This is a genomic window from Telluria sp. RT2P19 (assembly GCF_059685725.1).
The window spans coordinates 343122-359983 of record NZ_JCASIL010000002.1; the positions used below are offsets into that span (position 1 = coordinate 343122).

Genomic DNA, 16862 nt, shown 5'->3' on the forward strand with positions numbered 1-16862 from the left:
CCCTGCCCTGCAAGTTCAGCCCATCAGTACCATGCCCATGACGGTCAATACGGCCGACGCCAGGGTCGCGACGTGCGCGAAGATCAGGGCGATCCAGCGGATCAGCGTACTCATCCAGCCGCTCTCGTAGACGCGGCGCATCGCGATCGGCAGGTAGAACACTAGCCACAACAACAGCGCGAAGGTAATGAATTTCCAGGTCTCCGGAACCAGGATCATCACCGACAGCATCAGGAAGGCGAAGGCATTCACGTGCAAGGCGAACAGGAAATGTTCACCGTAGCGGCGCCCGCTGCCCAGGTACAAGATCTTCAGGTAGAGCGCGAACAGCGGCATCATGGCGAAGATCGCATAAGGCGTGTAGCTGTAGAAGGCCTGTTTGAGCGCGGCCTTCTGGGCCTCCGGCGACAGCGACATGAAGCGCGCAAGCCGTTCGCGCAGTACCGGATGCAGGTTGCCGGCCTTCTTGTTGAGAGTGGCCAGGACTTTTTCGTACTCGGCGACGTCCTGCACCATGGCCGGGCCCAGCACCGTCTGCTTGGCCCGGCCGTCGGCCACCGCAGCGGCCAGGGCCGGCGACGGGTCGTCGAAGCGCGCCACTTCGACCCCACCGAGCTTGAACAGCGCGAAGAAAATGATGCTGAAGGTCAGATACACACGGAGCGGCTCGAGATAGCGCACGCGCCGGCCCAGGATGTATTCGCAGGTCAGCAAGCCGGGTCTGGCGATGAGCAGGGCCAGCGTCTTCCACAGCTTGCCTTCCAGCGCCACGTAGTGGGCAATGAATTCGTGCAGGAATTCGCGCGCGCTCGGCACATGCAGGTGGGTCGCCTGCCCACAGTGCTGGCAGTAATTGCCTTGCGCGTTGGCGCCGCAGTTCTTGCAAGCGAGGCTGGCGTGGTGGGTCAGGGTGTCGATGCTCACGGGGGCGTCTTCCGTCAAACCGGTCAAACGCTCATCTTATCGAGGTAATTGCAAAAAAGCATCATCAAATTACATGGTTCAATTGCGCGACTCATTCACCAACAGGCAGTTAGGATGATGATGACGAAAATGCAAAGGAGATCATCATGGTGACCGAAACCAAGGACCGGTTTGTCAATACCAAGGAACCGATGAGCAACGACGGCGTCAAGCGCCAGCCGCACGAACGCGATGAAACGCCCGACGGGCAAGATCAAGCGCCGCGCGGCATCATGAAGCAGGCGGCCAAGGATCTCGAGCAAGGCCTGGTCGATACCGATTCGCGGGCGACGCCGGGGATTTCCCAGGCGGTCGATCCGGCCCCCGGCGCGACCGGCCAGGCCCAGCCGCAGCCCGACCGACATCGCGACATGCGCGACCACGACGCCGAGCCTGCACCCGAAGACAACGACGATGAAAGGAAGTAATACATGACGATCAAACGCGATGGCAGCGCCGTCTGGAGCGGCGGCATCAAGGACGGCAAGGGCCAGGTCTCGACCGGCAGCGGCGCCCTCAAGGACCAGCCTTACGGCTTCAACACCCGCTTCGAAGACGCGCCGGGCACCAATCCCGAAGAGCTGATCGGCGCGGCGCATGCCGGCTGCTTCACGATGGCGCTGTCGGGCCAGCTGGGCCAGGCCGGCCTGACGGCCGACGAACTGCGCACCAAGGCGACGGTGTCGATGGAAAAAGTCGAAGGCGGTTTCTCGATCACGGCCGTACACCTCGAACTGGTGGCGAAGATTCCCGGCGCCAGCCAGGAAGCCTTCGACAAGGCGGCCACTACGGCCAAGGAGAACTGCCCTGTGTCGAAACTGCTGAACGCGAAGATCACGCTCGACGCCAAGCTCGAAAACTGATCACCTGCCGCGGGTCGCCCGATCCGCGGCACTTCACTTTTCGCGGCTTCGGCAAGGAAGCTGTCAAACGCATAGAATGCGGTTTTCCCGGAACACATAAGGACAACCCAATGCGCATCCTGCATACCATGTTGAGGGTCGGCGACCTGCAACGCTCCATCGACTTCTACACCAAGGTGCTGGGCATGAAACTGCTGCGCACCAGCGACAACCCGGAGTACAAGTACAGCCTTGCCTTCCTGGGCTACGGCAGCAATCCTGACCACGCCGAGCTCGAGCTGACCTACAACTGGGGCACCGACAGCTACGACATGGGCACCGCCTACGGCCACATCGCGATCTCGGCCGAAGACATCTACGCCGCCTGCGAACAAGTGCGCGCGGCCGGCGGCAACATCACGCGCGAACCGGGCCCGGTCAAGGGCGGCACCACCGTGATCGCCTTCATCACCGATCCCGATGGCTACAAGGTCGAGCTGATCGAGCGTGCCGACCATGCCGGCGGCGGCGGGCTGAGCAACTAAGCGCCACAAGCGTGCAAGATGGGGCAGCGGCCGAGATCGGCCGCCCTCCAGCAAACTCCGCACACCGCTGCTACAATCATCACCGCCTGCTGCTGAGCAGAGCACCACAACTTAATGACGTCTTCGGGGCGGGGTGCGATTCCCCACCGGCGGTATGACCTTCACGGGTCGAGCCCGCGAGCGCCTGTTCAGGTGGTCATTGAGCAGGGTCAGCAGACCTGGTGAGAAGCCAGGGCCGACGGTATAGTCCGGATGAAAGAAGATGTGCGCTGTCATGCGCCCGGTCACCGCGCCTTCGCGGTTGAACGGGTGTGCGGTTTCGCTTTGCCCTGATGCGTTTTTCGCCAATCCATGCGAGGAGCGTTTCACATGTTAGTCCCTGCCTATACCCTTCAAAGCAACGACCTGGAAGGTCGCATCGCCGCCGCCCTGGCCGCCATGCGCGCCGGCGTCCCGGTCATCCTGCTCGACGACTTCGACCGCGAGAACGAAGCCGACCTGATCGTCGCCGCCGAGAAACTGAGCGTCGAAACGATGGCGCTGATGATCCGCGAATGCAGCGGCATCGTCTGCCTGTGCCTGTCCGACGACAAGGTGCGCGCGCTCGACCTGCCGCCGATGGCGCCCGAGAACGGCAGCCGCTACGGCACCCCGTTCACGGTCTCGATCGAAGCCCGCCATGGCGTGACCACCGGCGTCTCGGCCGCCGATCGTGTCTCGACCATCCAGGCCGCGATCGCGCGCAATGCCCAGCCCGACGACCTGGTTCGTCCCGGCCACGTGTTCCCGCTGCGCGCCACCCCGGGCGGCGTGCTGGCGCGCGCCGGCCATACCGAAGGCTCGGTCGACCTGGCCAAGCTGGCCGGCCTGCAGCCGGCCGCCGTGCTGTGCGAGCTGATGAACCCGGACGGCACCATGATGCGCGGCGAACAGATCGAGCAGTTCGCCGAGGAACGCGCGTTCCCGATCCTCACCATCGCCGAGCTGATCCAGTGGCGTCGCGCACGCGCGCTGTGACATGAAGTGTGAAAAAGCCCGGGTCGCCAGCACGCTGGCCACCCGGGCTTTTTCATGGTCCCTGCACCGCGGGGCGCAGGCTGATACGATCATTCGCCCAGCAGGCTGTTGACCGGTACCAGGTCCGCCTCGCGCAACGAACCGGCCGCCGCCTTCAGGCGCAGGCCGTTGATGATCACGTCGTAACGCGCGCGCGACAGGTCGGTGCGGGTCTGGTACAGCTGGCGCTGCGCGTTCAGCACGTCGATATTGATGCGCACGCCCACCTGGTAACCCAGCTTGTTCGATTCCAGCGCCGACTGGCTCGACACTTCGGCTGCTTCCAGCGCCTTGACCTGGGCCAGGCCGCTGTTCACGCCCAGGAACGATTGGCGCGCCTGCAGGGCCGCGTTGCGGCGGGTCGCCTCCAGGTCGTTGCGCGCGCGGTCTTCCAGCGCGATCGATTCACGCACCCGGCTGGTCACCGCGAAGCCGCTGAAGATCGGTACGCTCCATTGCACGCCGATCGCATTGTTCTTGGTGTCGCCCGAGCTGCCGGTGCGGCCGTTGATGTCGCGGCGCGTCGAGCTGGCCACCAGGTCGACGGTCGGCAGGTGGCCGGCGCGGTTACGCGAAATGTCGCGCATGGCGATCTCGACCTGCAACTGGCCGACGGTCACGCCGTAGTTCTGGTTCTCGGCCGACGAGACCCACGGATCGACCGAGGCCGGCTGCGGCACCGCCAGGGTCACGCCCGGCTTGAGCGACGCCAGGTTGCCCGGCGCGGCGCCGATGATCGTCTGCAGCGTGTTGCGCTTGTTGTCCAGGTCGTTGACGGCGGCGAATTCCTGCGCCAGCACCAGGTCGTACGCGGCCTGCGCTTCGTGGGTGTCGGTAATGGTCTGGGTGCCGACTTCGAAGTTGCGCTTGGCCGACGCCAGCTGCTCGGTCGTCGCTTCCTTCTGGGCGCGGGTCGATTCCAGCTTGTCTTGTGCGGCCAGCACGTCGAAATAGGCGGTGGCCACGCGCGTGATCAGGTCTTGCTGGGCCTGGGCAAACTGCGCTTCGGCGATCGCCTGCTGCAGTTTGCTCTGCTGGTAAGTCTGCCAGCGATCCCAGCGATACAGCGGCTGCTGCAGCGACAGCGTGTATTCGTTGGTGCGCAGGTTGGAGCCGCTGCCGTCGATGATACCTGGCTGGCCGTTCGGCAAGGTGCCGACCTGGCCGATGTTCCACGGGTCGAACTCGTTGTCGTTCTTGCTGATGCCCCCACTGAGACCCACGGTCGGGAGCAGGCCCGCACGCCCCTGGGTAATCCGCTCGCGGCCGGCGGCCAGCGAGGCGCGCGCACTCGCATAGGTCGCATCGTTGGCCAGCGCCTGCTGGTAGACCTGGATCAAGTCGGCAGCATGGGCGTTGAGCGAGAAGCACGCGCTGGCAAGCAGCACGGCAAGTAGGGGTTTCTGCATTGCTATCTCCACAGGAGTCATCTAGTTAAGGATCAGGTCAATACTTCGGCATCGACGGATCGACCTGTACGGCCCAGGCGTGTACCCCGCCCGTTAAATTCGTTACGTTACTGAACCCATTGCGCTCCAGGAAGGCGGCCACCTGCATGCTGCGCGCGCCGTGATGGCAGATGCACACCACCTCCCTGTCGTCGTCGATCTCGCTCACACGGACCGGAATCAGGTGCATCGGGATCTGGGTCGAGCCTGCGATCTTGCAGGTTTCGAATTCCCAGTCCTCGCGCACGTCGAGCAGCAGCGGCTGCTCGCGCGCCGGGTCGGCCAGCCAGGCGGCCAACTCGGGGGCGGTCATCTGTCGCATCGCGCGTCCTTAGAAGGTGAAGCGCGACGGCGTCTCGGCGCCGGTCAGCGGCTTGGCCACGGTCTCGAACACCTTGACCGCGTCGTGCGCCGTTTCCGAGGTGCGGGTGATCAGCTGGCACGTCATGGCCGGCGCTTCGCCCAGGATGGCGATCATGCGGCCGCCGACTTTCAGCTGCTTGACCAGCGCTTCCGGCAGCACCGGCAGGCCGCCCGAGACCACGATCACGTCATATTGGGTGCCCGTCGACCAGCCCTGGGCGCCATTGCCTTCTTCCACGCTGACATTGATCACGCCAGCCCTGGCCAGGTTCTCCCTGGCCAGCGTGACGCTCTCGGGCTGGATCTCGACGCTGGTCACGTGGGCCGCCGTGTGTGCCAGCAGCGCGGTCATGTAGCCGGAACCGGTACCGATCTCGAGCACGTTTTCATGTTTCTTCACCGCGATCTCTTGCACGATGCGCGCTTCGACCTTCGGATTGAACATCGTCTCGCCGCCCGGCAGCGGGATCTCGACGTCCGCGAACGCCAGGTTCTCGTAGGCCTTCGGCACGAATTGTTCGCGCTTGACCACGTGCAGCAAGGCCAGCACGTCTTCGTCCAGGACGTTCCACGGACGGATTTGCTGCTCGATCATGTTGAAGCGGGCTTGTTCGATATTCATTTCAGTTCTCGGTGGAAAAATAAATAATCCGATATTCTAATCGTTCAATGGCCTCAGGACGCACATCTTAACGATGCACGGCCGAGCCAGCGGAAAATTGCGACAGTCTGCAGTTTGAGGGGGATGAACGCCAGAAATCCATCCCTGGCGTGGTTGAACTGCGGTTCTGTCCCGGCAGGTTGGAGTCGCTCCTGGCGGGATGGACTCCTAGCGGCTTGCAGGAACCAGGCCGTGCAGGGTAATGTCGAGGAAAGCTTCGAGGAAGGCTTCGGGCTGCAGGTCGCAGCGTTCGCAGGGGCCGACCGTATGCTTCCAGGTCGACAGCATCATCAGCGGCGCGATCAACACCTGGGCGGCCTGCGGCACGTCGATCGCACGGAATTCGCCGCGGCGGATACCGCGCTCGAGCATGTTTGTAATCAGGCGCATACGACGCGTCATGACTTCTTCCTGGTAAAAGCGCGCCAACTCGGGGAAATTATCGGCTTCGGCGAGAATCAATTTGTTGATGCCGGACGCCTTGGCCGAACCGATGCGCACCCACCAGGACAGGATCACATGGCGCAACAGCTCCGCGCTGTGTCCATCGAATTCGGTCACCGACGCTTCGGCATCGTCGATCATCGGCAGGATGGTCTGGCGTACCACAGCCTTGAACAGGTCATCCTTGTTGGTGTAATACAGGTAGAGCGTGCCCTTGGACACGCCGGCGCGGCGGGCCACGTCTTCGAGACGGGTGGCGGCGAAGCCACGCTCGACGAACAGCTCGATCGCGGCAGCCAATAATTCCTGGGGACGCGCTTCCTTGCGACGTTCCCAGCGCGGCTTACTGTCAAGTTGGCAGTCCATCTTCCCGCCCAGAAATTATCTAAGGAACAATCAATATAGACCGCGGCTGTCGGGCCAGTCAAGCAACCGTTGTATAACTGAAATTATGTTAAGCGAATCGTCGTTCAGACCGTAGATTCCCCTGTTTGACAGAGCGCATGTCGGTGGGTAAACGCCAGGACCACGATATACTGGCGGACTTCGACCGAGCCCTCCTGCTGTTCATGCCTGCTTCTTTCTCCTGTCGGCCGCATTGCGGCGCCTGCTGCACCGCGCCTTCGATCACCAGCCCGATTCCCGGCATGCCTAACGGCAAGCCAGCCGGGGTACGCTGCGTGCAACTGGGAGACGATGAGCTGTGCCGCATCTTTGGCCGACCGGAACGGCCCGCCGTGTGTGGCGGCCTGCAGCCATCGCGCGAGATGTGCGGAGATGATCGCCCGCAGGCGATCCGGTGGCTGGCGGAGCTGGAACGCGCGACGGCGCCGTAACGACGTCGTTTACAACGGCGTTTTTCCGCGCGCCTGCTGCACCCGCTGGAACAGCCCGCCCAAGGTCAACCCGTCATGCCAGACGTCGTCGAGCAGCAAGCCGTAGCGTTCACGCAAGGCGCGTGCCAAGGGCTCGATATCGGACGCATCCGGCATCCAGCGCGCCGGCTTGGCGGCGCGCACCACGCCCAGCACCTGGTCGTCGGGCCGCAGGTGCAGCTTGTCGGTGTCGCCGAACGACAAGGCGGCGCCGAACACGGACAGGAACTCGCGGATGTCTTTACGGGAAGCGGTAGGGAAGGAACTGCGCCAGACCCGGCCCTGGAAGGGGCGGTAGCGTAACGCATTGGGCAACTGCCAGTCATGAAATGCCAGCCAGGACAGCACGGCAAGGATGATGACTAAGATAAGACTCATTGGGTGAGTGGGAGTTTACTCATGGTTTTAGTGTAGCACGCGATTTCACATTCGGCGCAAGCGCTTTTTTCATTCGCGCGCCTGTCCCGGCGTTGCACAGCCGCGTTCGGCGCCCGCGAAATCGGTTGTACGGTTCAGTTTGCCCAACGGTAAGGGGCGGGCTCATGGTAAGCTTCGTGCCCAAGCCGGTGGGCCTACGCTGGCGCCGCCCCAGATCACTTCCACACCGAAATAATTCATGGATATTGCGCTCGCCATCAAGGCGATCATCATGGGCCTGGTCGAGGGCTTCACCGAATTTCTCCCGATTTCTTCCACTGGTCACCTGATCCTTGCGGGCGAGTTACTCAACTTTACGGGCGTACGGGAAACGGTCTTCAAGATCGTGATCCAGCTCGGCGCCGTGTTGGCCGTCGTATGGGAGTACCGCGAGCGCGTCACGCGCCTGCTGTCCGGACTGGGCTCGGACCCGCTTCAGCAGCGCTTCGCGCGCAATGTTGCTGTGGCTTTCATGCCAGCGGCAATCGCCGGCGTGCTGTTCAGCGCCACCATCACCGAGCTCCTGTTCCATCCGGTGCCGGTGGCGATTGCCCTGGTCGTGGGTGGGGTCATCATCCTGTGGGTCGAACACCGCCAGCGCCAGCGCAGCACGCCGCCGCGGGTCGAGACCGTCGACGACATGACCATGCTCGACGCCCTGAAGGTCGGCTTCGCCCAGTCCTTCGCCCTGATTCCCGGCACCAGCCGCTCGGGCTCGACCATCATCGGCGGCATGCTGTTCGGCCTGTCGCGCAAGGCGGCCACCGAATTCTCGTTCTTCCTTGCCATGCCGACCATGCTCGGCGCCACCGTGTACTCCGTGATCAAGGAACGGGATGCACTGTCGATGGCCGACTTCCCCCTGTTCAGCCTTGGCTTCATCTCGGCCTTCATCGCCGCCTTCCTGTGCGTGCGCTGGCTTCTGCGCTACATCAGCACGCACGACTTCACGATCTTCGCCTGGTACCGTATCGTATTCGGTATCCTGGTGCTAGTGACCGCTCACTTTGGCTTGGTCAACTGGTCGGAGTAAACTAGCGCCTTACCCTGATCCAAAACACTGAAACAGACAGTATGAATCCCGATATCGGCGCCGACCTCGGCGCGCGCGCGCTCCATGTGCTGGAGACGGTCTTCGGCTATCCCGCCTTCCGCGGGCAGCAGGGAGAGATCGTCGAGCATGTGGCCAGCGGCGGCGACGCGCTGGTCCTGATGCCGACCGGCGGCGGCAAGTCGCTGTGCTACCAGATCCCCGCCCTGCTGCGCGACGGCGTCGGCGTCGTCGTCTCGCCGCTCATCGCCCTGATGCAAGACCAGGTCGATGCACTCGAAGAAGTCGGCGTACGCGCCGCGTTCCTCAACTCGACCCAGAGCTTCGAAGAAGCCATGCGCATCGAGCGCTTGGTGCGTACTGGCGAGATCGACCTGGTGTATGTGGCGCCCGAGCGCCTCATGACGCCGCGCTGCCTCGAGCTGTTCGAGGCTTCGCGCATCTCGCTGTTCGCCATCGACGAGGCGCACTGCGTTTCGCAATGGGGGCATGACTTCCGCCCCGAGTACATCCGCCTGTCGATCCTGCACGAGCGCTTCCCCAACGTGCCGCGCATCGCGCTCACCGCGACCGCCGACCAGCAGACCCGCGCCGAGATCGCGCATCGCCTGCAGCTCGAAGACGCGCGCCAGTTCGTCTCGTCGTTCGACCGCCCCAATATCCGCTATTCGATTGTCGAGAAGACCACCGGGCGCAAGCAGCTGATCGACTTCATCAGCAGTGAGCACCCGCAGGATTCCGGCATCGTCTACTGCCTGTCGCGCAAGAAGGTCGAAGAGACGGCCGACTTCCTGAACGAGCATGGCATCCGGGCCATGGCTTATCACGCTGGCATGGAACACACGGTGCGCGCCGCCAACCAGGCCCGCTTCCTGCGCGAAGAAAACATCGTCATGGTCGCCACCATTGCCTTCGGCATGGGTATCGACAAGCCCGACGTGCGTTTTGTCTGCCACCTCGACCTGCCCAAGAGCATCGAGGGCTATTACCAGGAGACGGGCCGCGCCGGCCGCGATGGCCAGCCGGCCAGCGCCTGGATGGCCTATGGCCTGCAAGACGTCGTCCTGCAGCGCCGCATGATTGACGAATCCGAGGCCGACGAAACCTTCAAGCGCGTGCTGTCGATGAAGCTCGACGCCATGCTGGGGCTGTGCGAAACCCTCAGTTGCCGGCGCATGCGCCTGCTCGACTATTTCGGCGAGCGTTCCGGCCCCTGCGGCAACTGCGACACCTGCCTGGTGCCGCCGGTCAGCTTCGACGGCACGGTGCCGGTGCAAAAGCTGTTGTCGGCGATCTACCGGGTCGACCAGCGCTTCGCCGGCGGCCATGTGATCGACGTGCTGCGCGGCGCCCAGACCGAACGGATCAGCCAGTGGCATCACGACAAGCTCACCGTGTTTGGCGTCGGCGCCGACCGCTCCGAACAAGAATGGCGCGCAATACTGCGCCAGGCGATCGCCCTCGGCCTGGTGACGGTCGACCACGACGCCTTCAGCTCCCTGAAGCTCACCGACGCTGCGCGCCCGGTGCTCAAGGGCGAGCAGAAGGTGCAGCTGCGCCAGTACCAGAAGCCGGTCAAGGCCAAGCGCCCGTCCACCTCGCGCTCGAGCTACGAAGAAACCGAATTGTCGCGCTCCGAACAGGGCATCTTCGACCGCCTGCGCTCGTGGCGCATGGGCACCGCCCGCGAGCACGGCGTGCCGGCCTATGTCGTGTTCCAGGATGCGACCCTGCGCGAGATCGCCAAGGTCAAGCCGTCCTCGATCGACCAGTTGCGCGGCGTCTCCGGCGTCGGCGAGAAGAAGCTCGTCTCGTATGGCGACGAGATCGTCGCGATCATCAATGAGATGACCTAATCGCCGGCGGTTCTACTCGCGAAACAGGTGGGTGAAACTGCGGCTCACCGGCAGCACCTCGTCGCTCCCGCGCAGCAGCACCTGCATGCGTTCGGCATCGACCCGCTCGACCGCCTTGATCGCATTCACGTTCACCAGGGTGCCGCGGTGGATCTGCCAGAACAGACCTGCATCGAGCCCACCCACCAGGTCCTTCAGGGGAATGCGCACCAGCGCTTCGGAATCGGCCAGCACCACCCGCGTGTACTTGGTGTCGGCCTGGAAGAACAGCACCTCTTCGACGTCGATCAGGCGGATCTGCTTGCCGACGCTGGCCTTGAGCCACTTGAGCTTCTCGCGCTTCGCCTGGGGCGACGCGGCCTTGACCTGCTGCACGACCTCGCTGACATCGTCCGGACGCGCGTCCAGCTTCTCGCGCAGGCGCGCCAGGGCCTTGTCGAGCCGGCCCGGCTGGATGGGCTTGAGCAGGTAGTCGACCGCACCGGTATCGAAGGCATCGACCGCATACTGGTCGTAGGCCGTGACGAACACCACGTGCGAGCGACGGACGATGCGCTCGGCCACCTCCAGGCCCGACATGCCGGGCATGCGGATGTCGAGGAAGACCACTTGCGGCTCGTGTTCGAGCCAGGCATCCCAGGCATCGATGCCGTTCTCGGGCGCCGCCACCACCTGCGCCTCGGGCCAGGCCGTGGCCAGCATGCCGAGCAGGCGCTCGCGCATCAATGGTTCGTCTTCGGCGACCAGCACGGTGACGCTCATTTCGGCTCCTTGCAGGGGATGGCGATTTCGGCCAGCAGGCCGGGTTCTTCTTCGGACAGCAGCAGGCAGGCGCCCTCGCCGTAGGCCAGGCGCAGGCGGTGGCGCACGTTTTCCAGGCCGGTGCCGGCGCCCGGGGTGTCGCTCATGCCGACCCCGCTGTCGCGCACCTGGATGCGGAGCGTTCCGTCGTCGTCATGGGCCGTGACCGCGATCTCGCCGCCGTGCAGGGACGGCTCGATGCCGTGCTTGATCGCGTTCTCCGCCAGGGTCAGCACCAGCATGCTGGGCACCTGGGTGGCTGCCAGCGCAGCGGGCACGTCGACCGTGTAGCGCAGGCGCTCGCCCATCCGGATCTGCATCACCCGCAGGTAGGATTCGACCAGGCCGAATTCGGTCGCCAGCGCCACCTGCTCGCAGCGCATGTCGCTCATGCTGCCGCGCAGGAAGTCGATCAGGTGGGCTGTCAGCTCGGCGGCGCGCGGCGCACCCTGCTCGGCCAGCTGCTGCACCGCGCCGAGGGTGTTGAACAGGAAGTGCGGTTCGATCTGGGCGCGCAGGAGGCGCAGCTGCGTTTCGCTCAGCTCGCGCGCCAGGCGCGCTTGTTCGGCGTCGCGCTTGAGCTGTTCGGCCAGGTTCTGGTAGTAGCGATTGCGCAGGACGGCGACGACGATCGTCGGTATCGCCACCAGCGCGGTCACGACGATGGTCACGGTGACCACGATCCTGGGCAGCTTGTCGAGCAAGGCCGACCATTGGGCGCCAGTCTCGAACATTGCGGTCAGTCCGCCGAACAGCCCACCCACCAGGCCGAGACCGACGATCGTGACCAGCGCCTTGCCCTTGGCGCGCACGATTTTCCCATAGTTGAACCAGACGCCCATCAGCGAAAAGGCCACCGCGATCCCGATCGCATTGGCGGCGACGACGGTCTCCCACCACGGCGTGGCCGGCAGGAAGGCGAGATTGATCAGCAATCCCAGCACCGTCAGCACGACGCACAGCTTGAGCACTGCAAGCAGGGCTGCCGAGGTGCTGACCTTGCTGGAAAACTGGTACAGGGATTCGCGCTCCGCGGGCGACATTTCCGCCAGCTTGCGGGCGAAAAAGCGGCGGCAACCGGCCGGCACCTGCTCTACCAGGGTGGGGTCGCGCAGCACGGCGAGCTGCTCGGCCTCTACTTCACGATTCCATTGTTCGATGCGCTTCCACATGCTGTTCTCCTCTGTGTTCGTTAATGTATATCAACGAGTCCAGTCTAGGAACTTCCGGCAGCCCGGGACAGCAGGTGGTGACGAACGACGAAGAAACGGGAACGAACGACGATTCGCACCCGCACTACACTTACTTACTTGCGGGTGAAGACCAGGTCCCACACGCCGTGGCCCAGCTTGATGCCCCGGTTCTCGAATTTGGTCAGCGGACGGTATGCGGGTTGCGGGGCGTAGCCTTCGGCCGTGTTGGCCAGTTCCGGCTCGGCGCTCAGGACCTCGAGCATCTGGACTGCGTAATCTTCCCAGTCGGTCGCCAGGTGCAGGTAGCCGCCCGCTGCGATTTTCTGGCACAACAGCTTGACGAAGGCCGGCTGGATCAGGCGGCGCTTGTTATGGCGCGCCTTGTGCCAGGGATCGGGGAAGAACACATGCACGCCGTGCAGCGAGCCGTCGGCGATCATGTGGTTCAACACTTCGAACACGTCATGCTGTACCAGGCGCAGGTTATCGATGCCCTGTTCGCCGATCTGCTTGAGCAGGCTGCCCACGCCCGGCGTGTGCACCTCGACGCCGAGGAAATCCTTCTCGGGCATCAGTTTCGCGATATGGGCCGTGGTGTCGCCCATGCCGAAGCCGATCTCCAGGATCACCGGCGCCTTGCGGCCGAAGGCCTGCTCGAGGTCGAGCGGCTCCTTCTTGTACTCGACCAGGAACTTCGGTCCATGCTCATCGAAAGCCCGCGCCTGCGCGGTCGACAGCCGTCCTGCGCGCGTGACGAAACTGCGGATGCGGTGTTCGGTGGGGTCGTACAGCATGGAGCGTGCGGGACCGCTGGTGGGCTTTTCAGAAGACATGGAGAGTGTGGAGTATGCGGAAAAAACGGCTGTCATTATAGCGCAGCCCTCCTCCACTTCCGGTCGTGCGTGGCGGCAAGGCGGAATCGCGCATAATCGGTGTCTTCCCCTTGCAACGCCGGAGCTCCTTTCCATGCACTCGACGAAACACCCAATCGCCATCGAAGACAGTGTCGCCACCCTGAACCTGACGTCGTTCCACTATGGCGCACCTGGCAGCGGCAAGAAGGTGTACATCCAGGCTGCGATCCACGCCGACGAAGTGCCGGCGATGCTGGTGGCGCACCTGCTGCGCGGGCAGCTCGACCAGCTCGATGCCGAGGGACGCATCAAGGGTGAGATCATCCTGGTCCCGGCCGCCAATCCGCTTGGCCTGTCCCAGGTGCTGCATGGCGCGCCATTCGGCCGCTACGACCTGTCCACGGGCCTGAACTTCAACCGCGCGTACCGCCACGTCGCCACCGCGCTCAAGACCGCGCTGGTAGGCCGGCTGGGCGCGGACGCCGCCGCCAACGTCGCGCTGATCCGCGACCTGGCCCGCAAGGAGATAGCGGCCTGGGAACCGGCCGACAATGCCGCCACGCTCAAGAAGATCCTGCTGACGATGGCGATCGACGCCGACATCGTGCTCGACCTGCACTGCGATAACGAGGCGGTGCTGCACATGTACACCGGCACGCCGCTGGTGGACGTGATCCAGCCGCTGGCCGACCTGATGGGTGCACGCGTGCTGCTGGTGGCGAAGGAATCGGGCGGCGAGGCTTTCGACGAAGCCTGCAGCCGGGTGTGGTGGGACCTGGCCGACCACTTTACAAGCGCCGCCATCCCGCCCGCCTGCGCCGCCGTCACCGTCGAACTGCGCGGCGAGAACGACGTGAACTATGACCATGCGCAGCAGGATGCCGACGCCATCCTGCAGTACCTGGCGCATGCCGGCGTGCTCGACATCCCGGTGGGCGCCCTGCCGGCCGCGCATTGCGGCCCGACGCCGCTCGACGCGGTCGAGCCGCTGGCGGCTCCGCATGCGGGCGTGCTGGTGTTTCGCAAGAAACTGGGCGAACAGGTCGCCGCGGGCGAACCGATCGCCGATGTCGTCAATCCGGTCAGCGGCCAGGTCACGACCGTGTCGGCCAGCCGTCCGGGCCTGCTGTTCGCCAGCACGGCGCACCGGCACCTGCTGCGTGGCATGCACATCTGCAAAGTGGCGGGGGCGGATTCGTTCAGGTCCGGGAATCTTTTGTCGAGCTGATGGGAGCTTCCTTGCGAAAGATGCTTGCGAGGCACAACGCGCAAACCGATCAAATACCGCTAATGAACGTGTTTTGACATGTGAGGCAGGAGTGTGCATCCCACCGTGCATAACCGTTTGCTTGGAGCGATATCGCTCGCTCTTCCAATTCTAATTTCGCCCGCCGCTGCGTCACGCACATGTGATGAACAGGTCGTGATTGTCGTGGCCCTCTACCAGGCCTTCACATGGCAGGCCATTGTCGAACTCAAACGTTTTCTTTGGCACGCCGCAATTGCAGCAGGTAGGTCCGATCCTCCAACGTTATTTGGACAAGGAACTGGCCACACTGCTGGTCAAAAAATCGTCGCTGCATCGCGCAAACCGGCGAAATCTGCAACCTCGACGTCGATCCAATCCTCGCTTCACAGGATCCTGCTGCCATCGACCTGTCGATCCGTTCAGCGCCGAATGATAGGGTGACCGTCGAATTCACCTGCCCTTCCAGTGGCGAGAAAGTGCGGCTCGAATACCGGTTGGCCAAAAACCGGGCTGGCTGGCGCATCAGTGACATTCGCTGTCCAGGAATGTCCGACGTCTCCCTCAAGCAGTCCGACGTCTCCCTCAAGCAGCTACTCACGCGCTAGCTGCCCTCCAGCGACAAATAAAGCCCGCTCAAGGTGCCGCCGACTGCCTCGCATGCCTGAAGAGTAATCCAGCCGCGATCGCGAGTATGGCAAACGTCGGCAGCAGCCACGCGTAGCCGACGCGCAGTTCCATCAGGGTCGCGCCGCTTACTGCGCACCAGGCCAGCGGGATCAGCCAGGTGATGGGATTGGCACGAGATGCCAGCAGCACGCCCAGTGTCGCGATGGCCGTCGGATCGGGCGCGATGCCGAACACCTCGGCCTGGCCCCAGCCGCGGCTACTACCCGGCGCCAGCAAGGGGTACGCGATCACCGCCAGGCCGGCAAGACCCAGCGCCACCTGCTTCTGCATGCGGGCCGGCGCCGCGCCCTGCGCGCGCAGCGCCATGCAGCACAGCAGCAGCGCCTGCACGCCGAATGCGAGCGCGAACCAGGATCCGGCGGTGTTGATGTCCGCGTAGCGCTCCAGGTGATAGGCCCAGGCGACCCAGGCCCAGGCCGCAGCCAGCACCAGCAGCGCGATGCGGCGCCGGCGCGGTGCGGGACGCGCGATGCAGCCGATGACGACAAGGCCGGCGGCCAGCGCCAGCAGGTGCGCGGGCCAGACCGCCTCGTTGTACAGGTCGATCATCCGGTAGTAGCTGCGCTGCGAGAACATCAGGAAGTCCGACAGCGTATAGGTCCACCACTCGCTCATGCCAGCCTTCCGGCATCCTGGGCGATGCGCTTGCGCAGGGCGGCGTCGGGCATCCGGCCGGTGCCGGCCAGGAGGTTTTCGCGCACGTGGGCCACGCTCGAGGTGGCGGGAATCGCGCAGGTGACGGCGGGATGCGAGACGATGAACTTCAGCAGCGCCTGGGCCCAGGTGGTGCAGCCGATCTCCGTGGCCCAGCCGGGCAGCGGCTTGCCGGCCAGTGCCTGCGTCAGTTCGCCCTGCCGGAACGGCCGGTTGACGATGACGCCGATGCGCCGCTCGCGCGCCAGCGGCAGGATGCGCTGCTCGACCTCGCGATCCAGGGCGTTGTACGAGATTTGCACAAAGTCGATGGGCTGCGAAGACATGATCTTTTCGATGTCGCCATGGCGCCGGCCTTCGGATGTCGTGATGCCGACGTAGCGCAGCCGCCCTTCCTGCTTCATCGCCTGCAGGGTGGCCAGGTGCTCTTCCCAGGACAGCAGGTTATGCACCTGCAGCAGGTCGAAGCGCGGCACGCGCCACAGCCGGCGCGACGTTTCGATCTGCTGCACACCGCGGGCGCCGCCGCTGATCCAGACCTTGTCGGCCGAGAACAAACGCGGCGGCTTGATGGCTTGCACGGCTTCGCCGATCACGTCCTGGGCCGAGCCGTACATCGGCGAAGAGTCGATCAACCTGCCGCCGCCAGCGAAGAACTGGCGCATGACGTCAGCGCACTCGGCGCGCGCCTGCGGATCGCGGCCGACATTGAAGGTGATCCAGCTGCCAAGGCCGATGACCGGGACCTGTTCGCCGGACGAGGGGATCGGGCGCGTGAGCAGCGGCGCCGGGGCGGGCGCGGCATGCACAATCGGCAGGGCCAGGCTGCCGGACGCGGCGAGCAGCGTGTGCAGCAGGCGGCGGCGTGAAGGTGAGTCCAGTGTCATCCAGTTGCCTCGCGTC

The 16862-nt window shown here is 64.3% G+C and carries 21 protein-coding genes and 1 riboswitch; of the genes, 9 read left to right on the plus strand and 12 right to left on the minus strand.

Annotated elements, in window-relative coordinates:
- Positions 1–15: 15 nt before the first annotated feature.
- Positions 16–924 carry a DUF3667 domain-containing protein gene (locus AC56KW_RS03690; RefSeq protein ID WP_497169372.1) on the minus strand — a complete coding sequence of 303 codons (909 nt, stop codon included), beginning with the start codon at positions 922–924 and terminating at the stop codon, positions 16–18.
- A 146-nt stretch (positions 925–1070) separates the two neighbouring features.
- Between AC56KW_RS03690 and AC56KW_RS03695 the strand changes: the two genes are divergently transcribed.
- The 4 genes from AC56KW_RS03695 to ribB all read left to right on the plus strand — a co-directional run bounded on the left by AC56KW_RS03695 (position 1071) and on the right by ribB (position 3367).
- Entirely contained in the window at positions 1071–1391 is a 321-nt protein-coding gene (locus AC56KW_RS03695) for a hypothetical protein (RefSeq protein ID WP_497169373.1), read from the plus strand.
- A 3-nt stretch (positions 1392–1394) separates the two neighbouring features.
- The gene (locus AC56KW_RS03700) at positions 1395–1826 is read left to right on the plus strand and encodes an OsmC family protein (protein ID WP_123067820.1); all 432 of its coding nucleotides are present in this window, start codon (positions 1395–1397) and stop codon (positions 1824–1826) included.
- 110 nt (positions 1827–1936) lie between these two features.
- Entirely contained in the window at positions 1937–2350 is a 414-nt protein-coding gene (gene gloA, locus AC56KW_RS03705; protein WP_497169374.1) for a lactoylglutathione lyase, read from the plus strand.
- Between the two features lie 115 nt (positions 2351–2465).
- Positions 2466–2618, plus strand: a riboswitch (FMN riboswitch).
- A gap of 101 nt (positions 2619–2719) precedes the next feature.
- Positions 2720–3367 (plus strand): 3,4-dihydroxy-2-butanone-4-phosphate synthase, encoded by a 648-nt coding sequence (ribB, locus tag AC56KW_RS03710; RefSeq protein ID WP_497169375.1) that lies wholly within the window; start codon positions 2720–2722, stop codon positions 3365–3367.
- 89 nt (positions 3368–3456) lie between these two features.
- On the opposite strand, the gene AC56KW_RS03715 is transcribed toward ribB, so the two are convergent.
- From AC56KW_RS03715 to AC56KW_RS03730, 4 genes are all read right to left on the minus strand, one after another.
- Entirely contained in the window at positions 3457–4815 is a 1359-nt protein-coding gene (locus AC56KW_RS03715; protein WP_497169376.1) for a TolC family outer membrane protein, read from the minus strand.
- Positions 4816–4852: 37 nt separating this feature from the next.
- Positions 4853–5176, minus strand: a complete 324-nt coding sequence (locus AC56KW_RS03720; RefSeq protein ID WP_137174611.1) for a rhodanese-like domain-containing protein — start codon at positions 5174–5176, stop codon at positions 4853–4855.
- Positions 5177–5185: 9 nt separating this feature from the next.
- Entirely contained in the window at positions 5186–5839 is a 654-nt protein-coding gene (locus AC56KW_RS03725; RefSeq protein ID WP_497169377.1) for a protein-L-isoaspartate O-methyltransferase family protein, read from the minus strand.
- A 207-nt stretch (positions 5840–6046) separates the two neighbouring features.
- Positions 6047–6688, minus strand: a complete 642-nt coding sequence (locus AC56KW_RS03730; RefSeq protein ID WP_497169378.1) for a TetR/AcrR family transcriptional regulator — start codon at positions 6686–6688, stop codon at positions 6047–6049.
- A 203-nt stretch (positions 6689–6891) separates the two neighbouring features.
- Between AC56KW_RS03730 and AC56KW_RS03735 the strand changes: the two genes are divergently transcribed.
- Positions 6892–7158, plus strand: a complete 267-nt coding sequence (locus AC56KW_RS03735; protein WP_497169500.1) for a YkgJ family cysteine cluster protein — start codon at positions 6892–6894, stop codon at positions 7156–7158.
- 9 nt (positions 7159–7167) lie between these two features.
- Here AC56KW_RS03735 and AC56KW_RS03740 read toward each other — a convergent pair whose 3' ends face one another.
- The gene (locus tag AC56KW_RS03740) at positions 7168–7575 is read right to left on the minus strand and encodes a hypothetical protein (protein WP_497169379.1); all 408 of its coding nucleotides are present in this window, start codon (positions 7573–7575) and stop codon (positions 7168–7170) included.
- 238 nt (positions 7576–7813) lie between these two features.
- Here AC56KW_RS03740 and AC56KW_RS03745 point away from each other — a divergent pair, with 238 nt between their 5' ends.
- Positions 7814–8647, plus strand: a complete 834-nt coding sequence (locus AC56KW_RS03745) for an undecaprenyl-diphosphate phosphatase (RefSeq protein WP_497169380.1) — start codon at positions 7814–7816, stop codon at positions 8645–8647.
- A gap of 41 nt (positions 8648–8688) precedes the next feature.
- Positions 8689–10521 carry a DNA helicase RecQ gene (gene recQ, locus AC56KW_RS03750; protein WP_497169381.1) on the plus strand — a complete coding sequence of 611 codons (1833 nt, stop codon included), beginning with the start codon at positions 8689–8691 and terminating at the stop codon, positions 10519–10521.
- A 12-nt stretch (positions 10522–10533) separates the two neighbouring features.
- Here the strand turns inward: recQ and AC56KW_RS03755 are convergent, their stop codons facing one another.
- From AC56KW_RS03755 to trmB, 3 genes are all read right to left on the minus strand, one after another.
- Positions 10534–11283: a LytR/AlgR family response regulator transcription factor gene (locus AC56KW_RS03755; RefSeq protein ID WP_497169382.1), complete on the minus strand. Its 750-nt coding sequence runs from the start codon at positions 11281–11283 to the stop codon at positions 10534–10536.
- A complete protein-coding gene (locus AC56KW_RS03760) occupies positions 11280–12494 on the minus strand; it encodes a sensor histidine kinase (protein WP_497169383.1) in 1215 nt (404 codons plus the stop codon). Before AC56KW_RS03760 ends, AC56KW_RS03755 begins: the two co-directional genes overlap by 4 nt.
- 134 nt (positions 12495–12628) lie before the next feature.
- Positions 12629–13309: a tRNA (guanosine(46)-N7)-methyltransferase TrmB gene (gene trmB, locus AC56KW_RS03765; RefSeq protein ID WP_497169501.1), complete on the minus strand. Its 681-nt coding sequence runs from the start codon at positions 13307–13309 to the stop codon at positions 12629–12631.
- A 172-nt stretch (positions 13310–13481) separates the two neighbouring features.
- Here trmB and AC56KW_RS03770 point away from each other — a divergent pair, with 172 nt between their 5' ends.
- On the plus strand, positions 13482–14597 hold the full coding sequence (locus tag AC56KW_RS03770) for a succinylglutamate desuccinylase/aspartoacylase family protein (RefSeq protein ID WP_497169384.1): 1116 nt from the start codon (positions 13482–13484) through the stop codon (positions 14595–14597).
- Between the two features lie 247 nt (positions 14598–14844).
- Here the strand turns inward: AC56KW_RS03770 and AC56KW_RS03775 are convergent, their stop codons facing one another.
- Entirely contained in the window at positions 14845–15150 is a 306-nt protein-coding gene (locus tag AC56KW_RS03775) for a hypothetical protein (RefSeq protein WP_497169505.1), read from the minus strand.
- On the opposite strand from AC56KW_RS03775, the gene AC56KW_RS03780 reads away from it, so the two are divergent.
- Positions 15095–15223 carry a hypothetical protein gene (locus AC56KW_RS03780; protein WP_497169502.1) on the plus strand — a complete coding sequence of 43 codons (129 nt, stop codon included), beginning with the start codon at positions 15095–15097 and terminating at the stop codon, positions 15221–15223. The genes AC56KW_RS03775 and AC56KW_RS03780 overlap by 56 nt on opposite strands.
- A 28-nt stretch (positions 15224–15251) precedes the next feature.
- Here AC56KW_RS03780 and AC56KW_RS03785 read toward each other — a convergent pair whose 3' ends face one another.
- Together AC56KW_RS03785 and AC56KW_RS03790 are read right to left on the minus strand one after the other, a co-directional pair.
- On the minus strand, positions 15252–15920 hold the full coding sequence (locus tag AC56KW_RS03785) for a DUF6064 family protein (protein WP_497169385.1): 669 nt from the start codon (positions 15918–15920) through the stop codon (positions 15252–15254).
- Positions 15917–16846 (minus strand): aldo/keto reductase, encoded by a 930-nt coding sequence (locus AC56KW_RS03790; RefSeq protein WP_497169386.1) that lies wholly within the window; start codon positions 16844–16846, stop codon positions 15917–15919. Before AC56KW_RS03790 ends, AC56KW_RS03785 begins: the two co-directional genes overlap by 4 nt.
- Positions 16847–16862: the final 16 nt, after the last annotated feature.

What these genes read in the sequence shown, in the direction of transcription:
- AC56KW_RS03695 (WP_497169373.1), top strand. Translation starts at nt 1,071, where the DNA reads ATGGTGACCGAAACCAAGGACCGGTTTGTCAATACCAAGGAACCGATG.
- AC56KW_RS03700 (WP_123067820.1), top strand. Translation starts at nt 1,395, where the DNA reads ATGACGATCAAACGCGATGGCAGCGCCGTCTGGAGCGGCGGCATCAAG.
- gloA (WP_497169374.1), top strand. Translation starts at nt 1,937, where the DNA reads ATGCGCATCCTGCATACCATGTTGAGGGTCGGCGACCTGCAACGCTCC.
- ribB (WP_497169375.1), top strand. Translation starts at nt 2,720, where the DNA reads ATGTTAGTCCCTGCCTATACCCTTCAAAGCAACGACCTGGAAGGTCGC.
- AC56KW_RS03715 (WP_497169376.1), bottom strand. Translation starts at nt 4,815, where the DNA reads ATGCAGAAACCCCTACTTGCCGTGCTGCTTGCCAGCGCGTGCTTCTCG.
- AC56KW_RS03720 (WP_137174611.1), bottom strand. Translation starts at nt 5,176, where the DNA reads ATGCGACAGATGACCGCCCCCGAGTTGGCCGCCTGGCTGGCCGACCCG.
- AC56KW_RS03725 (WP_497169377.1), bottom strand. Translation starts at nt 5,839, where the DNA reads ATGAATATCGAACAAGCCCGCTTCAACATGATCGAGCAGCAAATCCGT.
- AC56KW_RS03730 (WP_497169378.1), bottom strand. Translation starts at nt 6,688, where the DNA reads ATGGACTGCCAACTTGACAGTAAGCCGCGCTGGGAACGTCGCAAGGAA.
- AC56KW_RS03735 (WP_497169500.1), top strand. Translation starts at nt 6,892, where the DNA reads ATGCCTGCTTCTTTCTCCTGTCGGCCGCATTGCGGCGCCTGCTGCACC.
- AC56KW_RS03740 (WP_497169379.1), bottom strand. Translation starts at nt 7,575, where the DNA reads ATGAGTCTTATCTTAGTCATCATCCTTGCCGTGCTGTCCTGGCTGGCA.
- AC56KW_RS03745 (WP_497169380.1), top strand. Translation starts at nt 7,814, where the DNA reads ATGGATATTGCGCTCGCCATCAAGGCGATCATCATGGGCCTGGTCGAG.
- recQ (WP_497169381.1), top strand. Translation starts at nt 8,689, where the DNA reads ATGAATCCCGATATCGGCGCCGACCTCGGCGCGCGCGCGCTCCATGTG.
- AC56KW_RS03755 (WP_497169382.1), bottom strand. Translation starts at nt 11,283, where the DNA reads ATGAGCGTCACCGTGCTGGTCGCCGAAGACGAACCATTGATGCGCGAG.
- AC56KW_RS03760 (WP_497169383.1), bottom strand. Translation starts at nt 12,494, where the DNA reads ATGTGGAAGCGCATCGAACAATGGAATCGTGAAGTAGAGGCCGAGCAG.
- trmB (WP_497169501.1), bottom strand. Translation starts at nt 13,309, where the DNA reads ATGCTGTACGACCCCACCGAACACCGCATCCGCAGTTTCGTCACGCGC.
- AC56KW_RS03770 (WP_497169384.1), top strand. Translation starts at nt 13,482, where the DNA reads ATGCACTCGACGAAACACCCAATCGCCATCGAAGACAGTGTCGCCACC.
- AC56KW_RS03775 (WP_497169505.1), bottom strand. Translation starts at nt 15,150, where the DNA reads ATGTCACTGATGCGCCAGCCAGCCCGGTTTTTGGCCAACCGGTATTCG.
- AC56KW_RS03785 (WP_497169385.1), bottom strand. Translation starts at nt 15,920, where the DNA reads ATGAGCGAGTGGTGGACCTATACGCTGTCGGACTTCCTGATGTTCTCG.
- AC56KW_RS03790 (WP_497169386.1), bottom strand. Translation starts at nt 16,846, where the DNA reads ATGACACTGGACTCACCTTCACGCCGCCGCCTGCTGCACACGCTGCTC.